The sequence below is a fragment of the Streptomyces sp. NPDC002138 genome, assembly GCF_040296485.1.
GTDB lineage: Bacteria > Actinomycetota > Actinomycetes > Streptomycetales > Streptomycetaceae > Streptomyces.
In genome coordinates, this window is sequence record NZ_JBEOXE010000038.1 from 47,246 (window position 1) to 67,474 (window position 20,229).

General features: G+C 73.5%; 19 protein-coding genes. 13 read left to right on the top strand and 6 right to left on the bottom strand.

The genetic code is table 11. From position 1 onward, the window contains the following. Nucleotides 1-60: 60 nt before the first annotated feature. From ABT084_RS23815 to ABT084_RS23845, 7 genes are all read left to right on the top strand, one after another. Entirely contained in the window at nt 61-1,377 is a 1,317-nt protein-coding gene (locus ABT084_RS23815) for an alginate lyase family protein (RefSeq protein ID WP_351047385.1), read from the top strand. A gap of 9 nt (nt 1,378-1,386) precedes the next feature. Continuing rightward, on the top strand, nt 1,387-1,767 hold the full coding sequence (locus tag ABT084_RS23820; protein ID WP_351047388.1) for a PPOX class F420-dependent oxidoreductase: 381 nt from the start codon (nt 1,387-1,389) through the stop codon (nt 1,765-1,767). Nucleotides 1,768-1,812: 45 nt separating this feature from the next. Further along, on the top strand, nt 1,813-3,948 hold the full coding sequence (locus ABT084_RS23825; protein ID WP_351047391.1) for a hypothetical protein: 2,136 nt from the start codon (nt 1,813-1,815) through the stop codon (nt 3,946-3,948). A 213-nt stretch (nt 3,949-4,161) separates the two neighbouring features. Then, nucleotides 4,162-5,004 carry a nitrilase-related carbon-nitrogen hydrolase gene (locus ABT084_RS23830; RefSeq protein WP_351047394.1) on the top strand — a complete coding sequence of 281 codons (843 nt, stop codon included), beginning with the start codon at nt 4,162-4,164 and terminating at the stop codon, nt 5,002-5,004. Between the two features lie 38 nt (nt 5,005-5,042). Continuing rightward, on the top strand, nt 5,043-6,296 hold the full coding sequence (locus ABT084_RS23835; protein ID WP_351047457.1) for an aspartate aminotransferase family protein: 1,254 nt from the start codon (nt 5,043-5,045) through the stop codon (nt 6,294-6,296). A gap of 62 nt (nt 6,297-6,358) precedes the next feature. Then, the gene (gene hydA, locus ABT084_RS23840; RefSeq protein WP_351047397.1) at nt 6,359-7,759 is read left to right on the top strand and encodes a dihydropyrimidinase; all 1,401 of its coding nucleotides are present in this window, start codon (nt 6,359-6,361) and stop codon (nt 7,757-7,759) included. Nucleotides 7,760-7,794: 35 nt separating this feature from the next. Next, on the top strand, nt 7,795-8,796 hold the full coding sequence (locus ABT084_RS23845; protein WP_351047400.1) for a TIGR03842 family LLM class F420-dependent oxidoreductase: 1,002 nt from the start codon (nt 7,795-7,797) through the stop codon (nt 8,794-8,796). 115 nt (nt 8,797-8,911) lie between these two features. On the opposite strand, the gene ABT084_RS23850 is transcribed toward ABT084_RS23845, so the two are convergent. The 4 genes from ABT084_RS23850 to ABT084_RS23865 form a co-directional block, all read right to left on the bottom strand. After that, entirely contained in the window at nt 8,912-9,190 is a 279-nt protein-coding gene (locus ABT084_RS23850; protein ID WP_351047402.1) for a GlsB/YeaQ/YmgE family stress response membrane protein, read from the bottom strand. Between the two features lie 221 nt (nt 9,191-9,411). Beyond that, nucleotides 9,412-10,170: an SDR family NAD(P)-dependent oxidoreductase gene (locus ABT084_RS23855; protein ID WP_351047405.1), complete on the bottom strand. Its 759-nt coding sequence runs from the start codon at nt 10,168-10,170 to the stop codon at nt 9,412-9,414. Nucleotides 10,171-10,313: 143 nt separating this feature from the next. Next, nucleotides 10,314-10,907, bottom strand: coding sequence for a TetR/AcrR family transcriptional regulator (locus ABT084_RS23860; RefSeq protein ID WP_351047408.1), 594 nt, complete (start codon nt 10,905-10,907; stop codon nt 10,314-10,316). A 59-nt stretch (nt 10,908-10,966) separates the two neighbouring features. After that, a complete protein-coding gene (locus ABT084_RS23865; protein WP_351047411.1) occupies nt 10,967-12,115 on the bottom strand; it encodes an alpha/beta hydrolase in 1,149 nt (382 codons plus the stop codon). A 315-nt stretch (nt 12,116-12,430) separates the two neighbouring features. Here ABT084_RS23865 and ABT084_RS23870 point away from each other — a divergent pair, with 315 nt between their 5' ends. The 3 genes from ABT084_RS23870 (at nt 12,431) to ABT084_RS23880 (ending at nt 15,292) form a co-directional block, all read left to right on the top strand. Continuing rightward, entirely contained in the window at nt 12,431-13,255 is an 825-nt protein-coding gene (locus ABT084_RS23870; RefSeq protein ID WP_351047414.1) for an inositol monophosphatase family protein, read from the top strand. Nucleotides 13,256-13,355: 100 nt separating this feature from the next. Beyond that, nucleotides 13,356-14,777 (top strand): phytoene desaturase family protein, encoded by a 1,422-nt coding sequence (locus ABT084_RS23875; RefSeq protein WP_351047460.1) that lies wholly within the window; start codon nt 13,356-13,358, stop codon nt 14,775-14,777. After that, a complete protein-coding gene (locus tag ABT084_RS23880; protein WP_351047416.1) occupies nt 14,777-15,292 on the top strand; it encodes an O-acetyl-ADP-ribose deacetylase in 516 nt (171 codons plus the stop codon). Before ABT084_RS23875 ends, ABT084_RS23880 begins: the two co-directional genes overlap by 1 nt. Nucleotides 15,293-15,562: 270 nt before the next feature. Here ABT084_RS23880 and ABT084_RS23885 read toward each other — a convergent pair whose 3' ends face one another. Then, nucleotides 15,563-16,711 (bottom strand): glycerate kinase, encoded by a 1,149-nt coding sequence (locus tag ABT084_RS23885; protein ID WP_351047418.1) that lies wholly within the window; start codon nt 16,709-16,711, stop codon nt 15,563-15,565. A gap of 143 nt (nt 16,712-16,854) precedes the next feature. On the opposite strand from ABT084_RS23885, the gene ABT084_RS23890 reads away from it, so the two are divergent. From ABT084_RS23890 to ABT084_RS23900, 3 genes are all read left to right on the top strand, one after another. Then, nucleotides 16,855-18,570: a BCCT family transporter gene (locus ABT084_RS23890; RefSeq protein ID WP_351047421.1), complete on the top strand. Its 1,716-nt coding sequence runs from the start codon at nt 16,855-16,857 to the stop codon at nt 18,568-18,570. A 45-nt stretch (nt 18,571-18,615) separates the two neighbouring features. After that, complete coding sequence (locus ABT084_RS23895) at nt 18,616-19,110, top strand: NUDIX domain-containing protein (RefSeq protein ID WP_351047423.1); 495 nt, start codon at nt 18,616-18,618, stop codon at nt 19,108-19,110. A 65-nt stretch (nt 19,111-19,175) separates the two neighbouring features. Then, on the top strand, nt 19,176-19,604 hold the full coding sequence (locus tag ABT084_RS23900; protein WP_351047426.1) for a hypothetical protein: 429 nt from the start codon (nt 19,176-19,178) through the stop codon (nt 19,602-19,604). Here ABT084_RS23900 and ABT084_RS23905 read toward each other — a convergent pair. Further along, nucleotides 19,601-20,185, bottom strand: a complete 585-nt coding sequence (locus ABT084_RS23905; RefSeq protein ID WP_351047428.1) for a methylated-DNA--[protein]-cysteine S-methyltransferase — start codon at nt 20,183-20,185, stop codon at nt 19,601-19,603. The genes ABT084_RS23900 and ABT084_RS23905 overlap by 4 nt on opposite strands. Nucleotides 20,186-20,229 lie beyond the last annotated feature (44 nt).

Sequence of the window (20,229 nt, forward strand, 5' to 3'; positions counted from 1 at the left end):
TGAGCGCCGAACGGCCCAACAAGCGGTGGGAGGAGCCGGGCGCGGGGCAAGCGTGATGGCGTGTCAGCCACGAACGCAACCAAGCGAGTCGGCCTCGGTATCGTCGGAGCCCTGCTGGCGGGCGGCCTACTGCTCGCCGCCTGCGCCGCGCCCGAGGGCCGCGCCCATGCCAGGAGACCGGGCGACGTGGTCTTCCGTCACCCGGGCGTCGTCGTCAGTCACACCGAGCTCCGGAACGCGAAGAGGATGGTCGCGGAGGGTCGGGAACCGTGGCGCACGGCGTACCAGGACCTGCTCCGGAGCCGATACGCCTCCCTCGCCTACACCGCCCACCCGGCCGACGTGGTGCCCTGCCCGTTCGACGCCGGACCGCAGTCCTGTCTGGACGAACGCCAGGACGCCCTCGCCGCCTACACCCACGCCCTGCTGTGGTCGGTGACCGGCAGGACCGCGCACGTCCGCAAGGCCGTCGAGATCATGGACGGCTGGTCCGCGCGGATGAAGCGGCACGAGAAGGACAACGGCGCTCTGCAGGCCGCCTGGTCCGGTTCGACCTGGGCGCGGGCCGCCGAGATCGTCCACGCGGACTACCCGAACTGGGAGAAGGCGCGGGTCGACCGGTTCAAGGAGATGCTGCGCACGGCCTATCTGCCCGCCGTGCGGGCCCAGGTGCCCGCGTACAACGGCAACTGGGAACTGGCGATGACCGACGCCGCCCTGTCCATCGCGGTGTTCCTGGAGGACCGGGCCGTCTTCAAGGAGTCGCTGGAACGATTCCGCACCCGCGTCCCGGCCTACTTCTACCTCCGCAAGGACGGCCCGCACCCGCTCGGCCCCGCCCACACCGGCATCGACACCCCGGACAAGGTCAAGGCGTACTGGTTCCACCAGGGCGCGTACGTCGACGGGATCGCGCAGGAGACCTGCCGCAACCTCACGCACGTCGGCTACGCGCTGGCCGCATCCGCGCACATCGCCGAGACCGCCTGGCACCAGGGCGTCGACCTGTACGGCGAGGAGGGCGACAGGATCAAGACCGCGCTGGAGTTCCACGCGACGTACCAGCTGGGGGAGGAGGCCCCGCAGTGGCTGTGCGGCGGCAGGGTGGAGCGCACCATGGGGCCGGACCTGGAGGTGGCCCTGCACCACTACGCGACGCGGACGGGCGCCGTCCTCCCGCGGACCCGCCGGCTCGTCGAATCGACGCGGCCCGCCGGGACCGACGACCTGTTCGTGGCCTGGGAGACCCTGACGCACGGCGAGGCGCCGCAGGCACCGGTGGCGGACGCTCCGGGCGAGGCACGGGGTGCCGCGCGGGGCGCGGACGAGGTGGAGGTGGACAGCCCGGCGAGCGAGGCTCCAGAGTCCAGGCCCTAGGCTCGGGCCATGACTCTTGAGGAGCTGGGCCGGTCCCGGTACGTCAGTCTCACCACCTTCCGCAAGGACGGGACGCCGGTGGCGACCCCGGTGTGGGCCGTGGCCGACGGCGGCGAGCTGTACATCTGGACGAAGAGCGACACCTGGAAGGTCAAGCGGATCCGCAACAACGGGCGGGTCGCCGTCGCGGCCTGCGACGTGCGCGGGCGCACCCCGGAGGGTGCGACCGCCCTGGAGGGCGAGGCCCGGCTGCTGGACGAGGCGGGCCTGAACCGGGTGCGCAAGCTGATGGCCCGGAAGTACACCTGGCAGTACTGGATGGTGGACGTGCCCGCGACCCTCGCCCGGCGCGGGAAGCGTCCGCACACCGCTATCGCCGTCAAGCTTTGAGATTCCCGTAGCCCGCCCGTAACACGGGTGGGGTCCAATGCGGGGATGGAGACGGTGAGTTCGACGGCGATCGCTCAACTGGCCGAATGCTTACGGGAGTTGACCGAATTCCTGGACCCTGACGCGGGCTGGTACGGGGAGTTCCTGCGCCGGGATCCCGACGGCATGCGGGCCTGTCTCGACGGGGTCGCGATGCCGCCCTGGGACGTCATGGAGTCCCTGCTCCAGGACCTGGCGGCGCTGCGGGGGCCGGAGTTCGCGGCCGAACGGTCAGGGCGGGCGGCCCGGCTGCGGCGGGCCGCCGTCCTCGCCTACGACCGGATGCCGGGCGGCGAGGAGGAGCTGCATGCGCTGCTCGCCGCGTCCAGTGCGCAGCGCGCGGCGTCCGAAGCCGCCGTATACGTCCTGAGCGCGCGGCTCTCGGCCATGCCCGACCCGGCGGCCGCGGCGGCCCTCTCCCGCGAACTGGCCTGGACCCGGGACGACCTCACCCGCGCCACCTCCCGCTGCTCGGACCTCGCCGCCCGCCTGGCCGCCGTTCCGCGGGCATGGGCGGAGCCGGGCCCGGGGTGGTCGCGCGAGGGGGGCGCCGCGGGGGCGGTGCCGTCCGCGAGTGCCGCCGGTGCGGAACCGGAGCGGGAGGGGGAGGGGGAGCGGGAGCGGAGTGTGCCGGCGTCGGCGCCGGCGGGGCACGGTGCGGGTCCCGGTCGGCCGGTGACCCCGGGCGGTGTCGAGGCCGAGTTCTGGCTGGGCGAGGGCGCGGTGTGGCTGCCCGGGCGCGCGGGATCCGGGTCCGGGGCCGGGGACGCGGCGGGGGCGGAACTGCGGGCAGCGGCGTCGGCGGGGCAGGGGCAGGGGCAGGGGCAGGGGCAGGGTTCGGCCGTGGACCCGGGCGGTGCCGAGGGGGTGGTGCGGCCGCCCGGGCGGGCCGGGTCCGGGGGCGCGGGGCGCAGGCCCCGCAAGAGTGGCGGAGCGCGCTTCGCCGGGGCCGCGGAGGCGGATTCCACGGCGGCCGTCGCGGCCCCGCCCGGGCTCACGGACACCCCGGAACCCACCGCCGCTCCCCGCGGTGCCCGCTTCGGCCCCCCGGCCGCGACGGGCCGCCGCGGCCCGCGTACCGCCGGTACCGGCGCGGGTGCGGGTGCGGGTGCGGGCACGGGCCCGGCGGACGGTGCCCGGGACCGGGCTCCGGCGCCTCCCGACGTCCCCACCGTCCGACGCGCCCACCTGTGGGGCGTACCCGGCCCCGCCACGCCGGACGCGGCCCCCGCCCTGGTGCCCGCCCCGGCGCCCGAGTACCCCCGGGACCCGGGACACGGGGCCGCCGCGGTGGCACCCGGTGCCGGGGACCCCGGGTGGGCCGCGCCGACTGCCGTGTCCGGTACGGAAGTTGCCGGCTGGCCCGCGGCCCGGCCGAGCGGTGCGCACACCAGGTGGCCGGAGCCCCCCGGGGCGGACCCCGGCCCCGCGCGGCCCGGGCCCGCGCCCGGGACCGCGGAGGCGGGGTGGGACGTACCCGGCGCCGCGCCCGGGCCCGTACCGGCGGCTACCGCGTGGCCCGCGCCCGGGCCCGCCGGCGTGGAGCCCGGTGCTTCGCCGGCCCGGCTCCCGTGGGCGGAATCCGCCGCCGGGGGCGCGGGGACCGGCGGGGGCGGCGCGGGGACGCCCGTGCTCGTGGGCGAGTTGATCGGGCTGCGGGGGCAGGGGCGGACCGGGGAGGCCCACGCGCTGCTCTGCGAGGCCGCCGGGTGGGACGCGGGGCTGCTGCCCGGGCTGGCCCGGGAGCTGGAGCGGGCCGGGCTCGCGGCCGACTGGGCGGCCCTGTTGTGGGAGGCGGCCTCGCTCCCGCCCGACCGGCTGGCCGCCCTGGCCGCCGCCCTGGGGGACGCCGGCCGCCCCGCAGACTGCGACCGGCTGCTGCGCCAGGGCGCCGCCCGCCCCGCCTCCGAGATCGCGGACGCGGCCCTCGCCCTCGGCGCGGCCGGCCGGGCCCGCGAGGCCGACGCCCTGCTGGCGGCCTTCGTGCGGGTGCGCACCGCCGAGGAAGCGGCCGGCCTCGCCCGCCGCGACCCGCGCTGGTTCGCCCCGCGGCTGCTGAAGGCGGCCCGGGAGCTGTCCGGATCCGCCCACCGGGACCTCGTACACGCCTTCCGTGTGGCCGGAATCGCCACCACCCGCTAGGGCGATCCCGTGTCCGCCCCGGCGCCCCTCCCGCCCGCCTGACCGACTCCCACCTCCAACTGAACACAATCGACCACCGGGCGACTTATGTTGATCGTCTCGGCCATCCGTGCGCGGTGGTCTTGCCCCGGAGTGTGACGAGGCCTACTTTCGACTCCCTACGCACACCATCTACGTGCGTAGAGGCCGGCGTCCCGTCGCAAGGAGCAGCTCATGGCCCACCTCGTCCGCGCCGCGCTGGTCCAGGCCACCTGGACCGGCGACACCGAGTCGATGATCGCCAAACACGAAGAGCACGCCCGCAGGGCCGCCGCCCAGGGCGCGCGGATCATCGGGTTCCAGGAGGTGTTCAACGCCCCCTACTTCTGCCAGGTCCAGGAGCCCGAGCACTATCGCTGGGCCGAGGCGGTCCCCGACGGCCCGACCGTCCGCCGGATGCAGGAACTCGCCCGCGAGACCGGCATGGTCATCGTCGTCCCGGTCTTCGAGCTGGAGAGCGAGGGCTTCTACTACAACACCGCGGCCGTCATCGACGCCGACGGCAGCTACCTCGGCAAGTACCGCAAGCACCACATCCCCCAGGTCAAGGGCTTCTGGGAGAAGTACTACTTCCGCCCGGGGAACCTCGGCTGGCCGGTCTTCGACACGGCCGTCGGCAAGGTCGGCGTCTACATCTGCTACGACCGCCACTTCCCCGAGGGCTGGCGCGCCCTCGGCCTCGCCGGGGCCCAGCTCGTCTACAACCCCTCGGCCACCTCCCGGGGCCTGTCCGGCTACCTCTGGCAGCTGGAACAGCCCGCCTCCGCCGTCGCCAACGAGTACTTCGTCGCCGCCATCAACCGTGTCGGCCAGGAGGAGTACGGCGACAACGACTTCTACGGCACCAGCTACTTCGTCGACCCGCGCGGTCAGTTCGTCGGCGAGGTCGCCAGCGACAAGGAGGAGGAACTCCTGGTCCGCGAGCTCGACTTCGACCTCATCAAGGAGGTCCGCGACCAGTGGGCCTTCTACCGCGACCGCCGCCCCGACGCCTACGGAGGACTCGTACAGCCGTGACCAACCCGATCCCGCTCCACAGCCGTCACCAGGCCGTCATGCCCGACTGGCTGGCCCTGTACTACGACCGCCCCATCGAACTCACCCACGGCGAGGGCCGCCACGTCTGGGACGCGGACGGCAACCGCTACCTGGACTTCTTCGGCGGCATCCTCACCACCATGACCGCCCACGCCCTCCCCGAGGTCACCAAGGCCGTCGCCGAGCAGGCCGGGCGGATCATCCACTCCTCCACCCTGTACCTGAACCGGCCGATGGTCGAGCTCGCCGAGCGGGTCGCCGCGCTGTCCGGCATCCCCGACGCGCGGGTCTTCTTCACCACCTCCGGCACCGAGGCCAACGACACCGCCCTGCTGCTCGCGACGACGTACCGCCGCTCCAACCAGATCCTGGCGATGCGCAACAGCTACCACGGCAGGTCCTTCTCCGCGGTCTCCATCACCGGCAACCGCGGCTGGTCACCGACCAGCCTCTCGCCGCTCCAGACGTACTACGTGCACGGCGCGGTGCGCACCCGCGGGCCCTTCGCGGCGCTGTCCGACGCCGAGTTCACCGCCGCCGCCGTCGCGGACCTGGAGGACGTGCTCGGCCAGGCGCGCGGCGGAGCGGCCGCCCTCATCGCCGAACCGGTGCAGGGCGTCGGCGGGTTCACCTCCCCGCCCGACGGGCTCTACGGCGCCTTCCGCGAAGTCCTCGACCGGCACGGCATCCTCTGGATCAGCGACGAGGTGCAGACCGGCTGGGGCCGTACCGGCGACCACTTCTGGGGCTGGCAGGCCCACGCCCAGAACGGCCCGCCGGACATCATCACCTTCGCCAAGGGCATCGGCAACGGCATGTCCATCGGCGGTGTCATCGCCCGCGGCGAGATCATGAACTGCCTGGACTCCAACTCCATCTCCACCTTCGGCGGTTCCCCGGTCACCATGGCGGCGGGCGTGGCCAACCTCGGCTACCTCCTCGAACACGACCTCCAGGGCAACGCCCGGCGCGTCGGCGGCCTGTTGCTGGAGCGGCTGCGGGCCGTCACGGCGGGCGTGCCCGCCGTACGCGAGGTACGCGGCCGGGGCCTGATGGCGGGCATCGAGCTGACCCGGCCCGGTACCGACCGGGCCGATCCGGAGGCGGCCGCCGCCGTCCTGGAAGCCGCCCGAGCGGACGGCCTGCTGCTGGGCAAGGGCGGCGGGTACAACACCAGCGTGCTGCGCATCGCGCCGCCGCTGTCCCTGACCGTCTCCGAGGCGGAAGAGGGCGCCGAGATCCTCGCGCGGGCCCTGCGCACCCTCGACTAGCGCCGCCGCGCACGAGGCGAACCGGTCACCTCACTCCTCAACCAGACACGGGGGACGGGCACATGCCCCACCGCACCCTGATCACCGGCGGCCTGGTCGTCACCGCCGCCGACGAGCTGCACGCGGACGTCCTGATCGAGGACGGCCGGATCGCCGCGCTCGCCGCGACCGGCTCGGCCGCCGCGGCCGCGTGGACGGCCGACCGTACGCTCGACGCGACCGGGAAGTACGTCATCCCCGGCGGCGTCGACGTCCACACCCACATGGAGCTGCCCTTCGGCGGCACCGCCGCCTCCGACACCTTCGAGACCGGCACCCGGGCCGCCGCCTGGGGCGGCACCACGACCATCGTGGACTTCGCCGTCCAGAGCGTGGGCCACGCCCTGCGCGAGGGACTGGACACCTGGTACGCCAAGGCCGACGGCAACTGCGCCATCGACTACGCCTTCCACATGATCCTCTCCGACGTCAACGAGGGCACCCTCAAGGAGATGGACCTCCTCGTCGAGGAGGGCATCACCTCCTTCAAACTCTTCATGGCCTACCCCGGCGTCTTCTACAGCGACGACGGCCGGATCCTGCGCGCCATGCAGCGGTCCGCGCACAACGGCGGGCTGATCATGATGCACGCCGAGAACGGCATCGCGATCGATGTCCTGGTCGAACAGGCCCTGGCGCGCGGGGAGACCGACCCCCGCCACCACGGCGAGGTCCGCAAGGTGCTCCTCGAAGCCGAGGCCACGCACCGCGCGATCGCCCTCGCCCGGGTCGCGGGCGCTCCGCTGTACGTCGTCCACGTGTCCGCGGAGGAGGCGGTCGCGGAGCTGGCGGCCGCCCGGGACAAGGGGCTGCCCGTCTTCGGGGAGACCTGCCCGCAGTACCTGTTCCTGTCCACCGACAACCTGGCGGAGCCGGACTTCCAGGGGGCCAAGTACGTCTGCTCCACGCCCCTGCGCCCGCGCGAGCACCAGGCGGCGCTGTGGCGGGGGCTGCGGACCAACGACCTCCAGGTGGTCTCCACCGACCACTGTCCGTTCTGTTTCCGCGGCCAGAAGGAGTTGGGCCGGGGGGACTTCTCGAAGATCCCCAACGGGCTGCCGGGGGTGGAGAACCGGATGGACCTCCTGCACCAGGCGGTCCTCGACGGGCACATCAGCCGCCGCCGCTGGATCGAGATCGCCTGTGCGACCCCGGCCCGGATGTTCGGCCTCTACCCGCAGAAGGGCACGATCGCGCCGGGCTCCGACGCCGACATCGTCCTCTACGATCCGCACGCCGAGCAGGTCATCTCCGCCGAGACGCACCACATGAACGTGGACTACTCGGCGTACGAGGGCAGGCGGATCACCGGACGCGTCGACACCGTGCTCTCGCGCGGCGAACTCGTCATCGACCGGCGGGAGTACACCGGCCGGGCCGGCCACGGGGCCTTCGTACCCCGCTCCACCTGCCAGTACCTGTAAGCACCGCACGCCGCACGCCGTAAGGAGCCGCCCGCATGGACTTCGGCCTCGTCCTGCAGACCGACCCGCCCGCCTCCCAGGTCATCAGCCTCATGAAGCGCGCCGAACGCCACGGCTTCCGCTACGGCTGGACCTTCGACTCCGCCGTGCTCTGGCAGGAACCGTTCGTCATCTACAGCCAGATCCTGGCGAACACCCAGAGGATGCACGTCGGGCCGATGGTGACCAACCCGGGCACCCGCACCTGGGAGGTCACCGCCTCCACCTTCGCCACGCTCAACGACATGTACGGCAACCGCACGGTCTGCGGGATCGGGCGCGGCGACTCCGCGATGCGGGTGGCCGGGCGCGCGCCCAACACCCTCGCCCGGCTCGGCGAGGCGATGGACGTGATCCGGGACCTGGCGGAGGGCCGCGAAGCGGTCGTCGACGGCAATCCGATCCGCATCCCGTGGATCAAGGACGGAAAGCTGCCGGTGTGGATGGCGGCGTACGGCCCCAAGGCCCTCGCCCTCGCCGGCCAGAAGGCCGACGGGTTCATCCTCCAGCTCGCCGACCCCTTCCTCACCGAGTGGATGATCAAGTCGGTGCGGGACGCGGCCGTGGCCGCGGGGCGGGACCCGGACGCGATCACCATCTGCGTGGCGGCCCCGGCGTACGTGGGCGACGACCTGGCCCACGCCCGCGACCAGTGCCGCTGGTTCGGCGGCATGGTCGGCAACCACGTCGCCGACCTCGTCTCCCGCTACGGCGAGCACTCCGGCCTGGTCCCGGAGGCGCTCACCGAGTACATCAAGTCCCGCCAGGGATACGACTACAGCCACCACGGCCGGGCCGGCAACGCGTCCACCGACTTCGTCCCCGACGAGATCGTCGACCGCTTCTGCCTCCTGGGCCCGGCGGAGGCGCACATCGAGAAGCTGCGCAGACTCCGGGACCTGGGCGTCGACCAGTTCGCCCTCTACGACATGCACGACGCCCGGGAGGAGACCATCGACGCGTACGGGACCCTGATCATCCCGGCGGTCAACGGTTAGGGAGGCGACCAGGCGCCTGACCGGCCCGCTGAGGAAGCGACCGTCCCGGACGTCGAGCAGGGCCCGCCGCGAAGTCGCTCTTCGCGGCGGGCCCGGAACGCGGGGAGACGTGGGATCAGGCGTGGCGGTGCGCGTGCCGGTTCCCGGTCACGACGCGGTAGAGGGCCAGGAGGATGACGGAGCCGACGATGGCGGCGATCCAGGTGGAGAGGTCGAAGAAGCCGTCGATCGAGTCGACGCCGAATATGACCTTGCCGAGCCAGCCGCCGAGCAGGCCGCCCGCGATGCCGATGAGCATGGTGATGATGATGCCGCCCGGGTCCTTGCCCGGCATCAGGGCCTTCGCGATGAGGCCGGCGAACAGTCCGATGAGGATCCAAGCGATGATGCCCATGAAGGTCTCCTACCTCGTTGAATAAAGCCGGTGTCAGTGCATCGTCTGCACCGTCGGGAAGCTTTCAAACGTATGGATCGGCCGTCCTCCTGCCCGGGTTCCGGTGGGTGCCCCGGCCGGGGAGGAGGCCGGGCCGGGCCGAGTGCGCCGTACGAGTGGCGTGGGGTGGGGAAACGAGGCCGTCGGTGACGAGCCGCGCCACCCGGGATGCGGCGGCCGGCTCAGGCGGACGAGCCGCTGTCCACGACCAGGTCCGATCCGACGACGGAACCGGCGGCGGGCGAGGCCAGGTAGAGGACCGCGGCGGCGACCTCCTCGGCCGCGGCGACCCGGCCCAGCGGGTTCTGCGTCTTGACCCGCTCGGCGCGGTCGGCGTCGCTCTCGCCGGGGCGCAGGGACATCGGGGCGGCCGAGGCGCCGGGGCTGACGACGTTGACGCGTACCCCCTCGTGGATGTGGTCGAGGGCCGCGGCGCGGGAGAGGGCGGTGACGGCCGCCTTGGAGGCGGCGTAGCCGGCGGCGTTCGGGATGCGCAGGTGGGTGCCGATGTTGGAGGAGACGTTGACGATCGCGCCGCCGCCGTTGCGGCGCATGTGGGCGATCTGGTGCTTCATCGCCAGCCAGACGCCGGTGACGTTGGTGCGCAGTACGGCGTCCCAGTCCTCCTCGGTGATGTCGGCGAGGGGGACGGTGCCGCGGAGTATCCCGGCATTGTTGACGGCGATGTCCAGGCCGCCGAAGAGCGCGACGCTCCGCTCGACGAGGGCGCGGACCTGGCCGGAGTCGGTGACGTCGGCGGTGACGGCCTCCGCCGTGCCGCCCGCGGCCCGGACCAGCGCGACGGTCTCATGCAGCGTCGCGGCGGTGCGCCCGGCGGCGACCACGCGGGCGCCCTCGGCCGCGAAGGCGAGGGCGATGGCACGGCCGAGGCCGGTGCCCGCACCGGTGACCAGGACGCTCTTGTCGGTGAAGCGGGTCATGCGGGTTCTCCTTGGAGGCTGAGTGGATGAAGAGATACGGGATCGATATTGGAACGATCGGTTCAAAATGAGGGCAGCGGAAAGGGAGGGCGGGAGTCAAAGGGAGGGCGGGAGTCAAGGGAGCGCGGGACCCCCGCGACGGTTCAGGCCCCCGGGTCCAGGAGGGAGAGGGCCTGTTCGGCCGCGTCCCGGACGCGCGCCGGGTCCTCGGACGCCTTGCCGACGATCCGGATCCCCTGCATCAGGACGAGCAGCATCCTGGCCAGGGCGCGGGGGTCGCGGTCCGCGGGCAGCTCTCCCTGCTCCCGGGCCCGGACGAGGGCCGCGTGGAGGAGGGTCTCCAGGCGGTCCCAGTCGCTCTCGACCCGGCGGGCGGCCCGCGGGTCGTGCGGGGCGAGCTCGGCGGCGGTATTGGTGAGGAAACAGCCGGTCAGCCGGTGCTCGGCGGCGCCCGCCTCGGCGGCGAAGCGGCGCACGAGGGCCCGTACCGCCGGGAGGGCCGGGCCGGGCTGGGAGAGCTCCGTGAGGAGCCTGGGGTGGGTGGCCTCGGAGTAGCGGTCCAGAGCCTTGAGGTACAGCTCGTGCTTGGTGCCGAAGGTCGCGTAGAGGCTCGCGCGGCCGATCCCGAGGTGCTCGACGAGATCGGCCACCGACGTGGCTTCGTATCCGCGGCGCCAGAACAGCTCCAGGGCTGACTGCAGCGCGGCGTCCGGATCGAATTCCTTGGTCCTGGCCATGGGCAAGATCATAAACAGTTCTGGAACGAACGGTCAATAACCTTGCCGTGCCCGCCGTCTCAGGGGGTCGGCGGGCCCCAGCCGTTCGGGCAGGCCGGCGGGGTGCCGGCGTAGGCGTAGGACAGGAAGTCCTGGAGCTCCGGGCCCCAGAAGGGCCACGCGTGCTCGCCCGCGCCCTGGCAGTAGCGGTGGGTGACCGCGCGGTCCTTCAGGTCCTGGTGGAGGGCGGCGTTCCAGGTGCCGATCGCGGTCTCGCCGGTGCCGCCCGCACCGCCCGCGTACAGGGCCATCCTGCCGCTGTACGTGCCGTACTTGCCGTCCAGCGCCAGGTTCACCGGGTTCTGCGCGGGCCAGGTGTCCGGCGGGCCGAAGACCGTGGCCATCCGGTAGGCGGTGTCACCGGTGACCCGGTACTTGCCGTCGAGGAGGCCGGTCCACTGGACCGACGCGCCGACCGTCCAGGTGGACTGGGCGATCAATTCCTGCGCGGCCGACTGGTAGATGTCCGTACCGGCCGAGAACGCGCCCACCGCCGAGAACAGTTCCGGGTAGCGGCCCGCGTAGCGCAGCGCCCCGTAGCCACCCATCGAGATGCCCGCCACGGCCCGGCCGGACGCGGACCTGACCGTGTTGAAGTTCGCGTCGATCCACGGCAGCAGCTGCTTGACGTGGAAGGTCTCCCACCGCGGGGCGAAGAAGCCGTCCGTGTGCCCGGCCCAGTCGCTGTACCAGCCCGCCTGGCCCGCCTCCGGCATCACCACGATGCCCTTGAACGCCGAACCCCGGAGCGCGGCCGTGATGTTGCCCTGGTCGGTCTTCGACCACTGCTCGACATCGCCGGTACCGCCGTGCAGCAGGTACAGCACCGGGTACGGGTGCGCCGGGTCCCGCTGGTACCCCTCGGGCAGCAGGATCCGTACCCGCACCGGCACCTGCGCCGGGTCGATCGACGGGGGCCCGCCGCGCGGGGTGAAGACGGCCGGGGTGGTGAAGGACGCGTCCCCCATGCGCTCGCTCTGGCCCGCTGCGACGGACCAGCTCCGCAGGGTCAGCCCCGACGCGTGGGGAGCGGGCAGCGAGGGGAGCGGGGTACTGGCCCCGGCGGGCGCGGCCGGAGCCGCGAGGGCCAGCACCGCGGCGCCGGCCAGGAGCGCCAGGGCCCGGCGGGCGCGGCGGAGGGCGGACGGCGGGTGCGGCGATGACGCCAAGCGTGCGGGTGCGGGTGCGGGTGACGGCGATGGTGAAGGCGATGGTGACGGCGATGGTGCGCGCATGGAGATCCCCCGTGTGATGGCTCCGTGTGACGCCTCCTGGGGGCGTCTGGGCGCCGGTATAGCACGGCCTCACGCACCCCACCAGGCGGTACGTGCCCCTCCGCTCACCGGCCGCCACCACGGCCGCCACCACGGCCGGTCCGGGGCCGGTCCGGGGGCCGGACCGCCGGGCCTCCGTTTACCCGGGGTCCACCCGCGGGCCCGTCATTGTCAGTGGGGATTGTCGGTGCGGCATGGTCTGATGGAGACATGATCGAAGAGTTTCTTGCCCGTGACCTGTCCGATGTAGAGGAAGCCGTCCGCAAGGCCGCCGCGGTCGAGATCATGCCGAGATTCCGGCAGCTCGCCGACCACGAGGTCGATCAGAAGAGCGGGCCGCACGACCTGGTGACCGTCGCCGACCGGCGCGCCGAGGAGCACCTGACCGCCGCCCTCACCCGGATACTCCCCGGCTCGGCGGTGGTCGGCGAGGAGGCCGTCCACGCCGACCCCACCGTGTACGGGGCGCTGCGCGGCGAGGCCCCCGTCTGGATCGTGGACCCGGTCGACGGCACCCGGCAGTTCGTGGCCGGGGACCCCGGCTTCTGCACGCTGGTGGCGCTGGCCGTACGCGGGGAGATCCTCGCGTCCTGGACCTTCGCGCCCGCCCTGGAGGAGATCGCCACCGCGGTGCGCGGCGGCGGGTCCTTCGTCAACGGCGCCGCCATACGCGCCGGTTCGCCGGAGCCCGGCGCCGAGCTGCGGATCGCCATGGCCCACCCGCTCTACACGAGCGAGGAGGACAAGCGGACCCTGGCCCGGCTCGACGTGCCGGGCGTGGTGGCCCGCCCGTGCGGTTCGGCGGGGCTGGAGTACCTGAAGGTGGCCCGCGGCGAGATGGACGGCCTGGCCTTCACCTGGCCCTCGGCCTGGGACCACGCGGCCGGACTGCTGCTCGTCGCCGAGGCGGGCGGCGCGCAGAGCACCGTCGCGGGCGAGCCGTACCGGGTGGACCGGGACAACGTACTGCCCTTCGCGGTCGGCCGTGACGAGGCGACGGCGCTGCGGATCCGGGACCTGCTGCGCGGCGCGTAGTGCGCCCGGCGCGCGGAGCGGTCGGGGGATCGGGGGTGGACGGGCGGAATATCCTGGGGTCCCCTGGGGCAGTGCCGCTGCCGGACGAAGGAGTCGCATGGTGCCGTCGATTCTCGATGCGGTCGTCGTGGGGGCGGGTCCCAACGGACTGACGGCCGCCGTCGAACTGGCCCGGCGCGGCTTCTCCGTGGCCGTGTTCGAGGCCGCCGACACGGTCGGCGGCGGGGCCAGGACCGAGGAGCTGACCCTCCCCGGCTTCCGGCACGACCCGTGCTCGGCCGTCCACCCGCTGGGCGCGGGCTCGCCCGTGTTCGCCACCATGCCGCTCGCGCGGTACGGGCTGGAGTGGCTGCACGCCCCGCTGCCGATGGCGCACCCCTTCGACGACGGCAGCGCCGCCGTGCTCTCGCGCTCGGTCGCCGAGACCGCCGCGTCCTTCGGACCGCGGGACGCGGGGGCCTACCGCCGCCTCGTCGCGCCGTACCTCGGCAAGTGGGACACCCTCGCGCGGGACTTCATGTCCCTGCCGTCGACCGCGCTGCCCGTCGATCCGCTCACGCTGGCCCGCTTCGGGCTCACCGGGCTGCCCCCGTCCACCTGGCTGATGCGGCGCTTCAAGGACGACCGCGCGCGGTCCCTGTTCGCCGGGCTCGTCGCGCACGTCATCGCACCGCTCGGCGGGATCGCCACCGGCGCCGTCGGGCTGGTCTTCGCGCTCGCCGCGCACGCGGGCGGCTGGCCGATGCCGCGCGGCGGCTCCCAGTCCATCTCGGACGCGCTCACCGCCTACCTGCGCGACCTCGGCGGCTCCGTCCACACCGGCTTCGAGGTCAAGCGCCTCGACGACCTCCCGCCGGCCCGCGCCTACGTCTTCGACACCTCGCCGACCGCGCTGGCCCGGATCGCCCGCCTGGGGCGCGCGTACGACGGCTACCGGTACGGCGCCGGGGTGTTCAAGCTCGACTACGCGCTGGACGGCCCCGTCCCGTGGACCGCCGAGGCGGCGCGGCGCGCGGGCACCGTGCAGGTCGGCCCGCGCGCCCGGGACATCGACGCCGCCCTGCAGCTCACCGCGAGCGGACGGGCGCCCCGTACGCCGTTCCTCATCACCGCGCAGCCCAGCCTGGTCGACCCCGGCCGCGCGCCCGAGGGCAAACACGTCTTCTGGGCCTACGGGCACGTCCCCGCGGGCTGGGACGGGGACCTCACCGAGGCCGTCGAGCGCCAACTGGAGCGCTTCGCCCCGGGTTTCCGCGACCTGGTCCTCGCCCGCGCCACCGCGGGACCGGCGCGGCTGGCCGCCCGCAACCCGAACTACGTCGGCGGTGACATCGCCTGCGGCGCCGCCTCAGGGCTCCAGCTCCTGCTGCGCCCGAAGCTCACCCTCACCCCGTACACCACGGCCCACCCGGCCGTCTTCCTGTGCTCCTCCGCGACGCCGCCCGGGCCGGGCGTGCACGGCATGTCCGGGCACAACGCGGCGAAGGCGGTCTGGCGCCACCTGCGGAAGGGCTCCTCCTGATGGTGCGCATCATCCTGGTCCAGGGCGACATCACGGCCGAGCGGGTGGACGCCGTGGTCAACGCGGCGAACTCCTCCCTGCTCGGGGGCGGTGGGGTGGACGGGGCCATCCACCGGCGCGGTGGGCCGGAGATCCTGGAGGCCTGCCGGGCGCTGCGCGCCTCCCACTACGGCAAGGGGCTCGCGACGGGCCGCGCGGTCGCCACGACGGCGGGTCGGCTGCCCGCCGCGCACGTGATCCACACGGTGGGGCCGGTGTACTCGCGGGACGAGGACCGGTCGGAGCTGCTGGCCTCCTGCTACCGGGAGTCCCTGCGGGTGGCGGGCGAGCTGGGAGCCCGCACGGTGGCGTTCCCCGCGATCTCCACCGGGGTCTACGGCTGGCCGATGGACGACGGGGCGCGGATCGCGGTGGCCGCGGTGCGGGGTGCTGCGGCGGCGCCCGTGGAGGAGGTCCGCTTCGTCCTCTACGACGCGCGGGCGTACGCCGCCTTCGAAGCGGCGTCCACGACCTGACCCCGCCTCAAACGCCGGCGGGGCTGGAAGGGTGGCGGGGCTGGAAGGGTGGCGGGGCCGGAAGGGTGGCGGGGCTGGAAGGGTGGCGGGGCTGGAAGGGTGGCGCCGTCCCGGGCCGGCCCGTTTCCGGGCTGGTCGTGGGGCGCGGTCTTGGCCTGCGGTGGGGGAGTTTCAGCCTGCCCGGCGTTTGAGGGCCCGCCGGAGGTGTCCGTGGGCGGGTCGGGGTGGGCCCCCGCTCCCCAGGGGGGAGGGGGGCCGTGCCGGGTCGGGTCAGAGGGTGTCGGCGGCGATGTTGGCCGCCACGCGTTCCAGCAGCGGGCCCGCGTTCGCGATGCACTTCGCCGTGTCCGGCTCGATCTCCGTCAGCGGGTACGCGCGCCGGATCCCGGCGGCCTGAAGGGCCTCCTGGGTCAGCGCGAGCCGCCCGCACACCGCGACGACGTCCTTGCCCGCCGCACGCGCGGCTGCCGCCACGCCCGCCGGAGCCTTGCCGTGCAGCGTCTGCTCGTCGAGCGAACCCTCACCGGTGATCACCAGCGTGGCGCGCTCCAGCGCCGGGGCGAAACCCAGCACCTCCAGCATCAGCTCGATGCCGGGCCGGAAGGTCGCCCCCAGCAGCAGCGCGCCGTAGCCGATGCCGCCCGCGCCGCCCGCGCCCGCGGCCAGCGCGCACTCGGCCGCCTTCGGGCCGATCGCCTTCTCCAGCACCACCGCGAAGTGCGCCAGCGCCGCGTCCAGCGTCGCCACGTCCTCGGGCGTCGCGCCCTTCTGCGGACCGTAGACCGCCGGAGCGCCCTTCGGACCGGTCAGCGGGTTGTCCACGTCGCTGGCGAGGACGAAGTCCACCTCGGCGAAGCGCGGGTCGATCCCGGACAGGTCGGCCGAGGCCAGCGAGGCCAGACCGCCGCCGCCCGGACCGACCGGTTCACCGTTCGCATCCAGGAACACCGCGCCCAGCGCGGAGAGCATGCCCGCACCGCCGTCGGTGGTGGCGCTGCCGCCCACACCGAAGACGATCGAGCGCGCGCCCGCGTCGAGGGCGGCCTTGAGCACCTCGCCCGAGCCGTACGTGGTCGAGGTCAGCGGGGCGAAGACGCCCGCCGGCAGCAGCTGGAGGCCCGAGGCCTCCGCCATCTCGACCACGGCGGTGCCGTCGCGCAGCGCGAAAGCGGCCGTGACCTGGTCACCGAGCGGTCCGGTGACCCGTACCTCCCGGCGTTCGAACCCGGCCGCCACCGCGGCCGCGACCGTGCCGTCGCCGCCGTCCGCGACGGGAAGGGTCTCGATCTCCACGCCCGGTACGGCCTCGCGGAGGCCCGCCGTCACCCGTTCAGCGACCTGAACGGCCGTGAGCGAGCCCTTGAATTTGTCCGCGGCGATGAGCACGCGCGCGGTCTCAGTTACTGCTCCGTCCGTCACCTTGCTAATCCCTTGCTATCGAACAGTGCAGTCGCGCCGCCCTGAGCCTATCCGGAGGATTCTCCAATGCCCATGGGTGGCCTGGGCCACACCCGGCGCGCCATGGTCATTTATGCGGATATTCCCCCGCATAGTGGGGCCACATGAGTACGGATTCACTGGAACAGCCACGTCCGGACGCCCCGCCGGGTGCCCCGGGCACCCCGCGGGACGAGTCGCCCGACCACATGGTCGTCGGCATCGGGGTGATCGCCGTCCTGGCCGTGGTCGCGTGGGCCGCGCTCGGCAAGCACTCCTTCGACACGGCGTCGAGCACCGCCCTGGCCTGGGTGCTGAACAACTTCGCCTGGCTGTTCGTGATCGCCGCCGATGTGTTCCTGGTCATGTGCGTGGTCCTGGCGATCAGCCGCTTCGGCCGGATCCGCCTCGGGGCCGACGACGCCGAGCCCGAATTCACGAACCTCGCGTGGATCGCGATGATGTTCAGCGCGGGCATGGGCATCGGCCTGATGTTCTACGGGGTCGGCGAGCCGCTCACGCACTATCTGAGCCCGCCCCCGGCCAGCGGCGCGGCGCCCGGTACCGGCGACGCCGCCCGCGCGGCCCTGGAGTACTCCTTCTTCCACTGGACCCTGACCCCCTGGGCCATCTACGGCATCGCCGGCCTCGCCCTCGCCTACGCGACCTTCCGCAAGGGCCGCGGCAACCGCCTCAGCTCCGCCTTCGTCCCGCTCATGGGCCAGGAGCGGGCCGACGGCTGGCCGGGCCGCGCCATCGACCTGCTCGCCGTCTTCGCGACCGTCTTCGGCACCGCGACCAGCCTGGGGCTCGGCGCCCTCCAGGTCGCCAAGGGCCTCAACCTCACCACCGGCGTCCAGGACTCGACCTCCCTCGAGCTGATCATCATCGGGTCGCTGTCCGCCGCCTTCGTGCTCTCGGCCTTCTCCGGCCTGCACAAGGGGGTGAAGTGGCTGAGCACGGTCAACATCGTGCTCGCCGCCGTCCTGATGCTCTTCGTCTTCCTGCTCGGCCCCACCGTCTACATCCTCGACGTGATCCCCGCGAGCCTCGGCGGCTACCTGCACGAGCTGGTGCCGATGGCCAGCCGCACCGGCGCCTTCACGGACAGCGCCTGGCTCGGCGCCTGGACGATCTTCTACTGGGCCTGGTGGCTCTCCTGGGCTCCCTTCGTCGGCACCTTCATCGCGCGGATCTCGCGCGGCCGCACGATCCGCGAGTTCCTGGTCGGCGTGCTGCTCGTACCCAGCGGCGCGACCGTCGTCTGGTTCTGCGTGATGGGCGGCACCGCGATCCGCCTGGATTCCACCGGCGCCGTCGACTTCGCCGCCAAGGTCAAGGACGGTACCGAGGCCTCGCTCTTCGCGATGCTCGACGCCCTGCCGCTGGGCACGGTGACCTCGTACGTCGCCATGGCCCTGGTGATGACCTACTTCGTCACCAGCGCCGACTCCGCCTCGCTCGTCATGGGTTCGCTCACCAGCCGCGGCTCGCTGCACCCGCCCACCTGGCTGGTGGTGACCTGGGGCGTGCTGATGGCCGCGGTCGCCGCCGTGCTGCTGGTCGCGGGCGGCCTCAAGTCGCTCCAGACGGCCACCATCCTCGTCGCGCTGCCCTTCGTCCTCGTGATGCTCCTGGTGTGCTGGGCGCTGGTGAAGGAGCTGCGGGCCGACCCGGGCGCCGGACCCGCCCGCCACCACCCCCTGCACGGGGTGCGCGACGCCGTACGGGCCATGGTCGGCGACGCCCTCACCGAGCAGGGCACGGCCCGCCACCCCCGGCTGCGGCGCGTCGCGGAATCCCGCGCCCGTGACCGCGAGGACGGCGACGGCACGGCCTGACCGAGCCCGGCGAAGGGCCCGGGGCGGCTCTGTAGGGTGACGGGCGTGACCACCACTGATGACTACGCCGCCTACATCGCGAGCCTGCCCCGGGTGCTGGCCGGCGCGGCCGCCCTGTACCGGGACACCGAGGGCCGCGTGCTGCTCGTCGAGCCCAACTACCGCGAGGGCTGGACGCTGCCGGGCGGCACCGTCGAATCGGACCGGGGCGAGTCCCCGCGCGCCGCCGCCCGCCGCGAGAGCGCCGAGGAGATCGGCCTGGACCTCCCGCTCGGCCGGCTGCTCGCGGTGGACTGGGTGCTCGGCACGGCCCGCCCGCCGCTCGTCGCGTACGTGTACGACGGCGGCGTGCTGGACGCCAAGCAGCTGGCCGCCGTCACGCTCCAGGAGGAGGAGCTGATCTCCTGGCGGATGGTGGAGCCCGCCGAACTCACCGCCTACCTGCCCGGCGCGCTGGGCCTGCGCACCGCGGAGGCCTGTCGGGTCCTGCGCTCGGGCGAGGGCACGGCCGAGCTGGAGAACGGCCGGCGCCCCCAATGACCGCGTCGAGGGTGCGAGGGTGACCCGTAACACGATGCCTACAACGGACGGGTCACAATAACCGGATGATCACGATGTACGCCTGGCCCAGCACCGCTGATGGGCCCGACGCCCTGCCCATGGTCCACTTCACCACCGAGGAGCAGGCCGGCGCCGATGTGACGCCCGACGGCGTACCCGTCTGGCTGTTCGACACCGCGATACGCGACGGCGGCTGGGCCCAGTTCACCGATTACGACGGCTGGGCGGCCCCCGCGCCCGGCTGGAACGCCGCCTACCGCCGGGCGGACGACGTCCTGTTCGTCAGCGGCCCCGGCGCCTGCGAGGGCTGGTACCAGGGCAATCTGGGCGCCCCCGCCGAGTGGGTGGACGCCGCGGCCGCCCAGCAGAGCGTGGTACTGCTCGCCGCTCCCGTGCCGCACCCCTCGCTGTACGGGTACGCGGTCGAGGCCGGCGCCGCCTTCGCGCTCCTCGTCCCCCTGCTGGTGGTCTAGAACAGCCCCTCGGGCGCGGCTGCCGTCGTGCCCGCGCGTCCGGACTCGAACTCCAGCAGCCGCACCTTGCGCTCGACCCCGCCGCCGTAGCCCGTCATGCTCCCCGAGGCCCCGATCACCCGGTGGCACGGGACGATGATGCTGATGGGGTTCTTCCCGTTGGCCAGGCCCACCGCGCGCGAGGCGCTCGGCTTGCCCAGCTTCGCCGCCAGCTCCCCGTACGACCAGGTCTCGCCGTAGGGGATGCGCGTCAGCTGGTCCCAGACGCCGCGCTGGAAGTCGGTGCCCTCCAGCCGCAGCGGGAGGTCGAAGTCGGTGCGCTCCCCGGCGAAGTAGGCGGTCAGCTGCGCGACGACGGCCGCGAAGGGTTCCTCGGTGGCCGCGACCCGCGCGCCGAAGGACTCCTCCGGCGGGCGGTGGCGCTGACCGGTCATGTACAGGCCGCTGAGGGTGCCGCCGGTGGCGACCAGGGTGAGCGGCCCGTACGGGCTGTCGACGACGGCGTGCTGCCGGTCGGTGCCGGTGCCGGTGCCGTGGCTGTGGCCGGTGCCGGTGCCGTGGCTGTGGCTGGTGCTGTCCATGAGCGGGTGTCTCCTCGTGTCCGTGCGTGCGGTGCGTGTGCGAT

What these genes read in the sequence shown, in the direction of transcription:
- ABT084_RS23820 (WP_351047388.1), top strand. Translation starts at nt 1,387, where the DNA reads ATGACTCTTGAGGAGCTGGGCCGGTCCCGGTACGTCAGTCTCACCACC.
- ABT084_RS23825 (WP_351047391.1), top strand. Translation starts at nt 1,813, where the DNA reads ATGGAGACGGTGAGTTCGACGGCGATCGCTCAACTGGCCGAATGCTTA.
- ABT084_RS23830 (WP_351047394.1), top strand. Translation starts at nt 4,162, where the DNA reads ATGGCCCACCTCGTCCGCGCCGCGCTGGTCCAGGCCACCTGGACCGGC.
- ABT084_RS23835 (WP_351047457.1), top strand. Translation starts at nt 5,043, where the DNA reads ATGCCCGACTGGCTGGCCCTGTACTACGACCGCCCCATCGAACTCACC.
- hydA (WP_351047397.1), top strand. Translation starts at nt 6,359, where the DNA reads ATGCCCCACCGCACCCTGATCACCGGCGGCCTGGTCGTCACCGCCGCC.
- ABT084_RS23845 (WP_351047400.1), top strand. Translation starts at nt 7,795, where the DNA reads ATGGACTTCGGCCTCGTCCTGCAGACCGACCCGCCCGCCTCCCAGGTC.
- ABT084_RS23850 (WP_351047402.1), bottom strand. Translation starts at nt 9,190, where the DNA reads ATGGGCATCATCGCTTGGATCCTCATCGGACTGTTCGCCGGCCTCATC.
- ABT084_RS23855 (WP_351047405.1), bottom strand. Translation starts at nt 10,170, where the DNA reads ATGACCCGCTTCACCGACAAGAGCGTCCTGGTCACCGGTGCGGGCACC.
- ABT084_RS23860 (WP_351047408.1), bottom strand. Translation starts at nt 10,907, where the DNA reads ATGGCCAGGACCAAGGAATTCGATCCGGACGCCGCGCTGCAGTCAGCC.
- ABT084_RS23870 (WP_351047414.1), top strand. Translation starts at nt 12,431, where the DNA reads ATGATCGAAGAGTTTCTTGCCCGTGACCTGTCCGATGTAGAGGAAGCC.
- ABT084_RS23880 (WP_351047416.1), top strand. Translation starts at nt 14,777, where the DNA reads ATGGTGCGCATCATCCTGGTCCAGGGCGACATCACGGCCGAGCGGGTG.
- ABT084_RS23890 (WP_351047421.1), top strand. Translation starts at nt 16,855, where the DNA reads ATGAGTACGGATTCACTGGAACAGCCACGTCCGGACGCCCCGCCGGGT.
- ABT084_RS23900 (WP_351047426.1), top strand. Translation starts at nt 19,176, where the DNA reads ATGATCACGATGTACGCCTGGCCCAGCACCGCTGATGGGCCCGACGCC.
- ABT084_RS23905 (WP_351047428.1), bottom strand. Translation starts at nt 20,185, where the DNA reads ATGGACAGCACCAGCCACAGCCACGGCACCGGCACCGGCCACAGCCAC.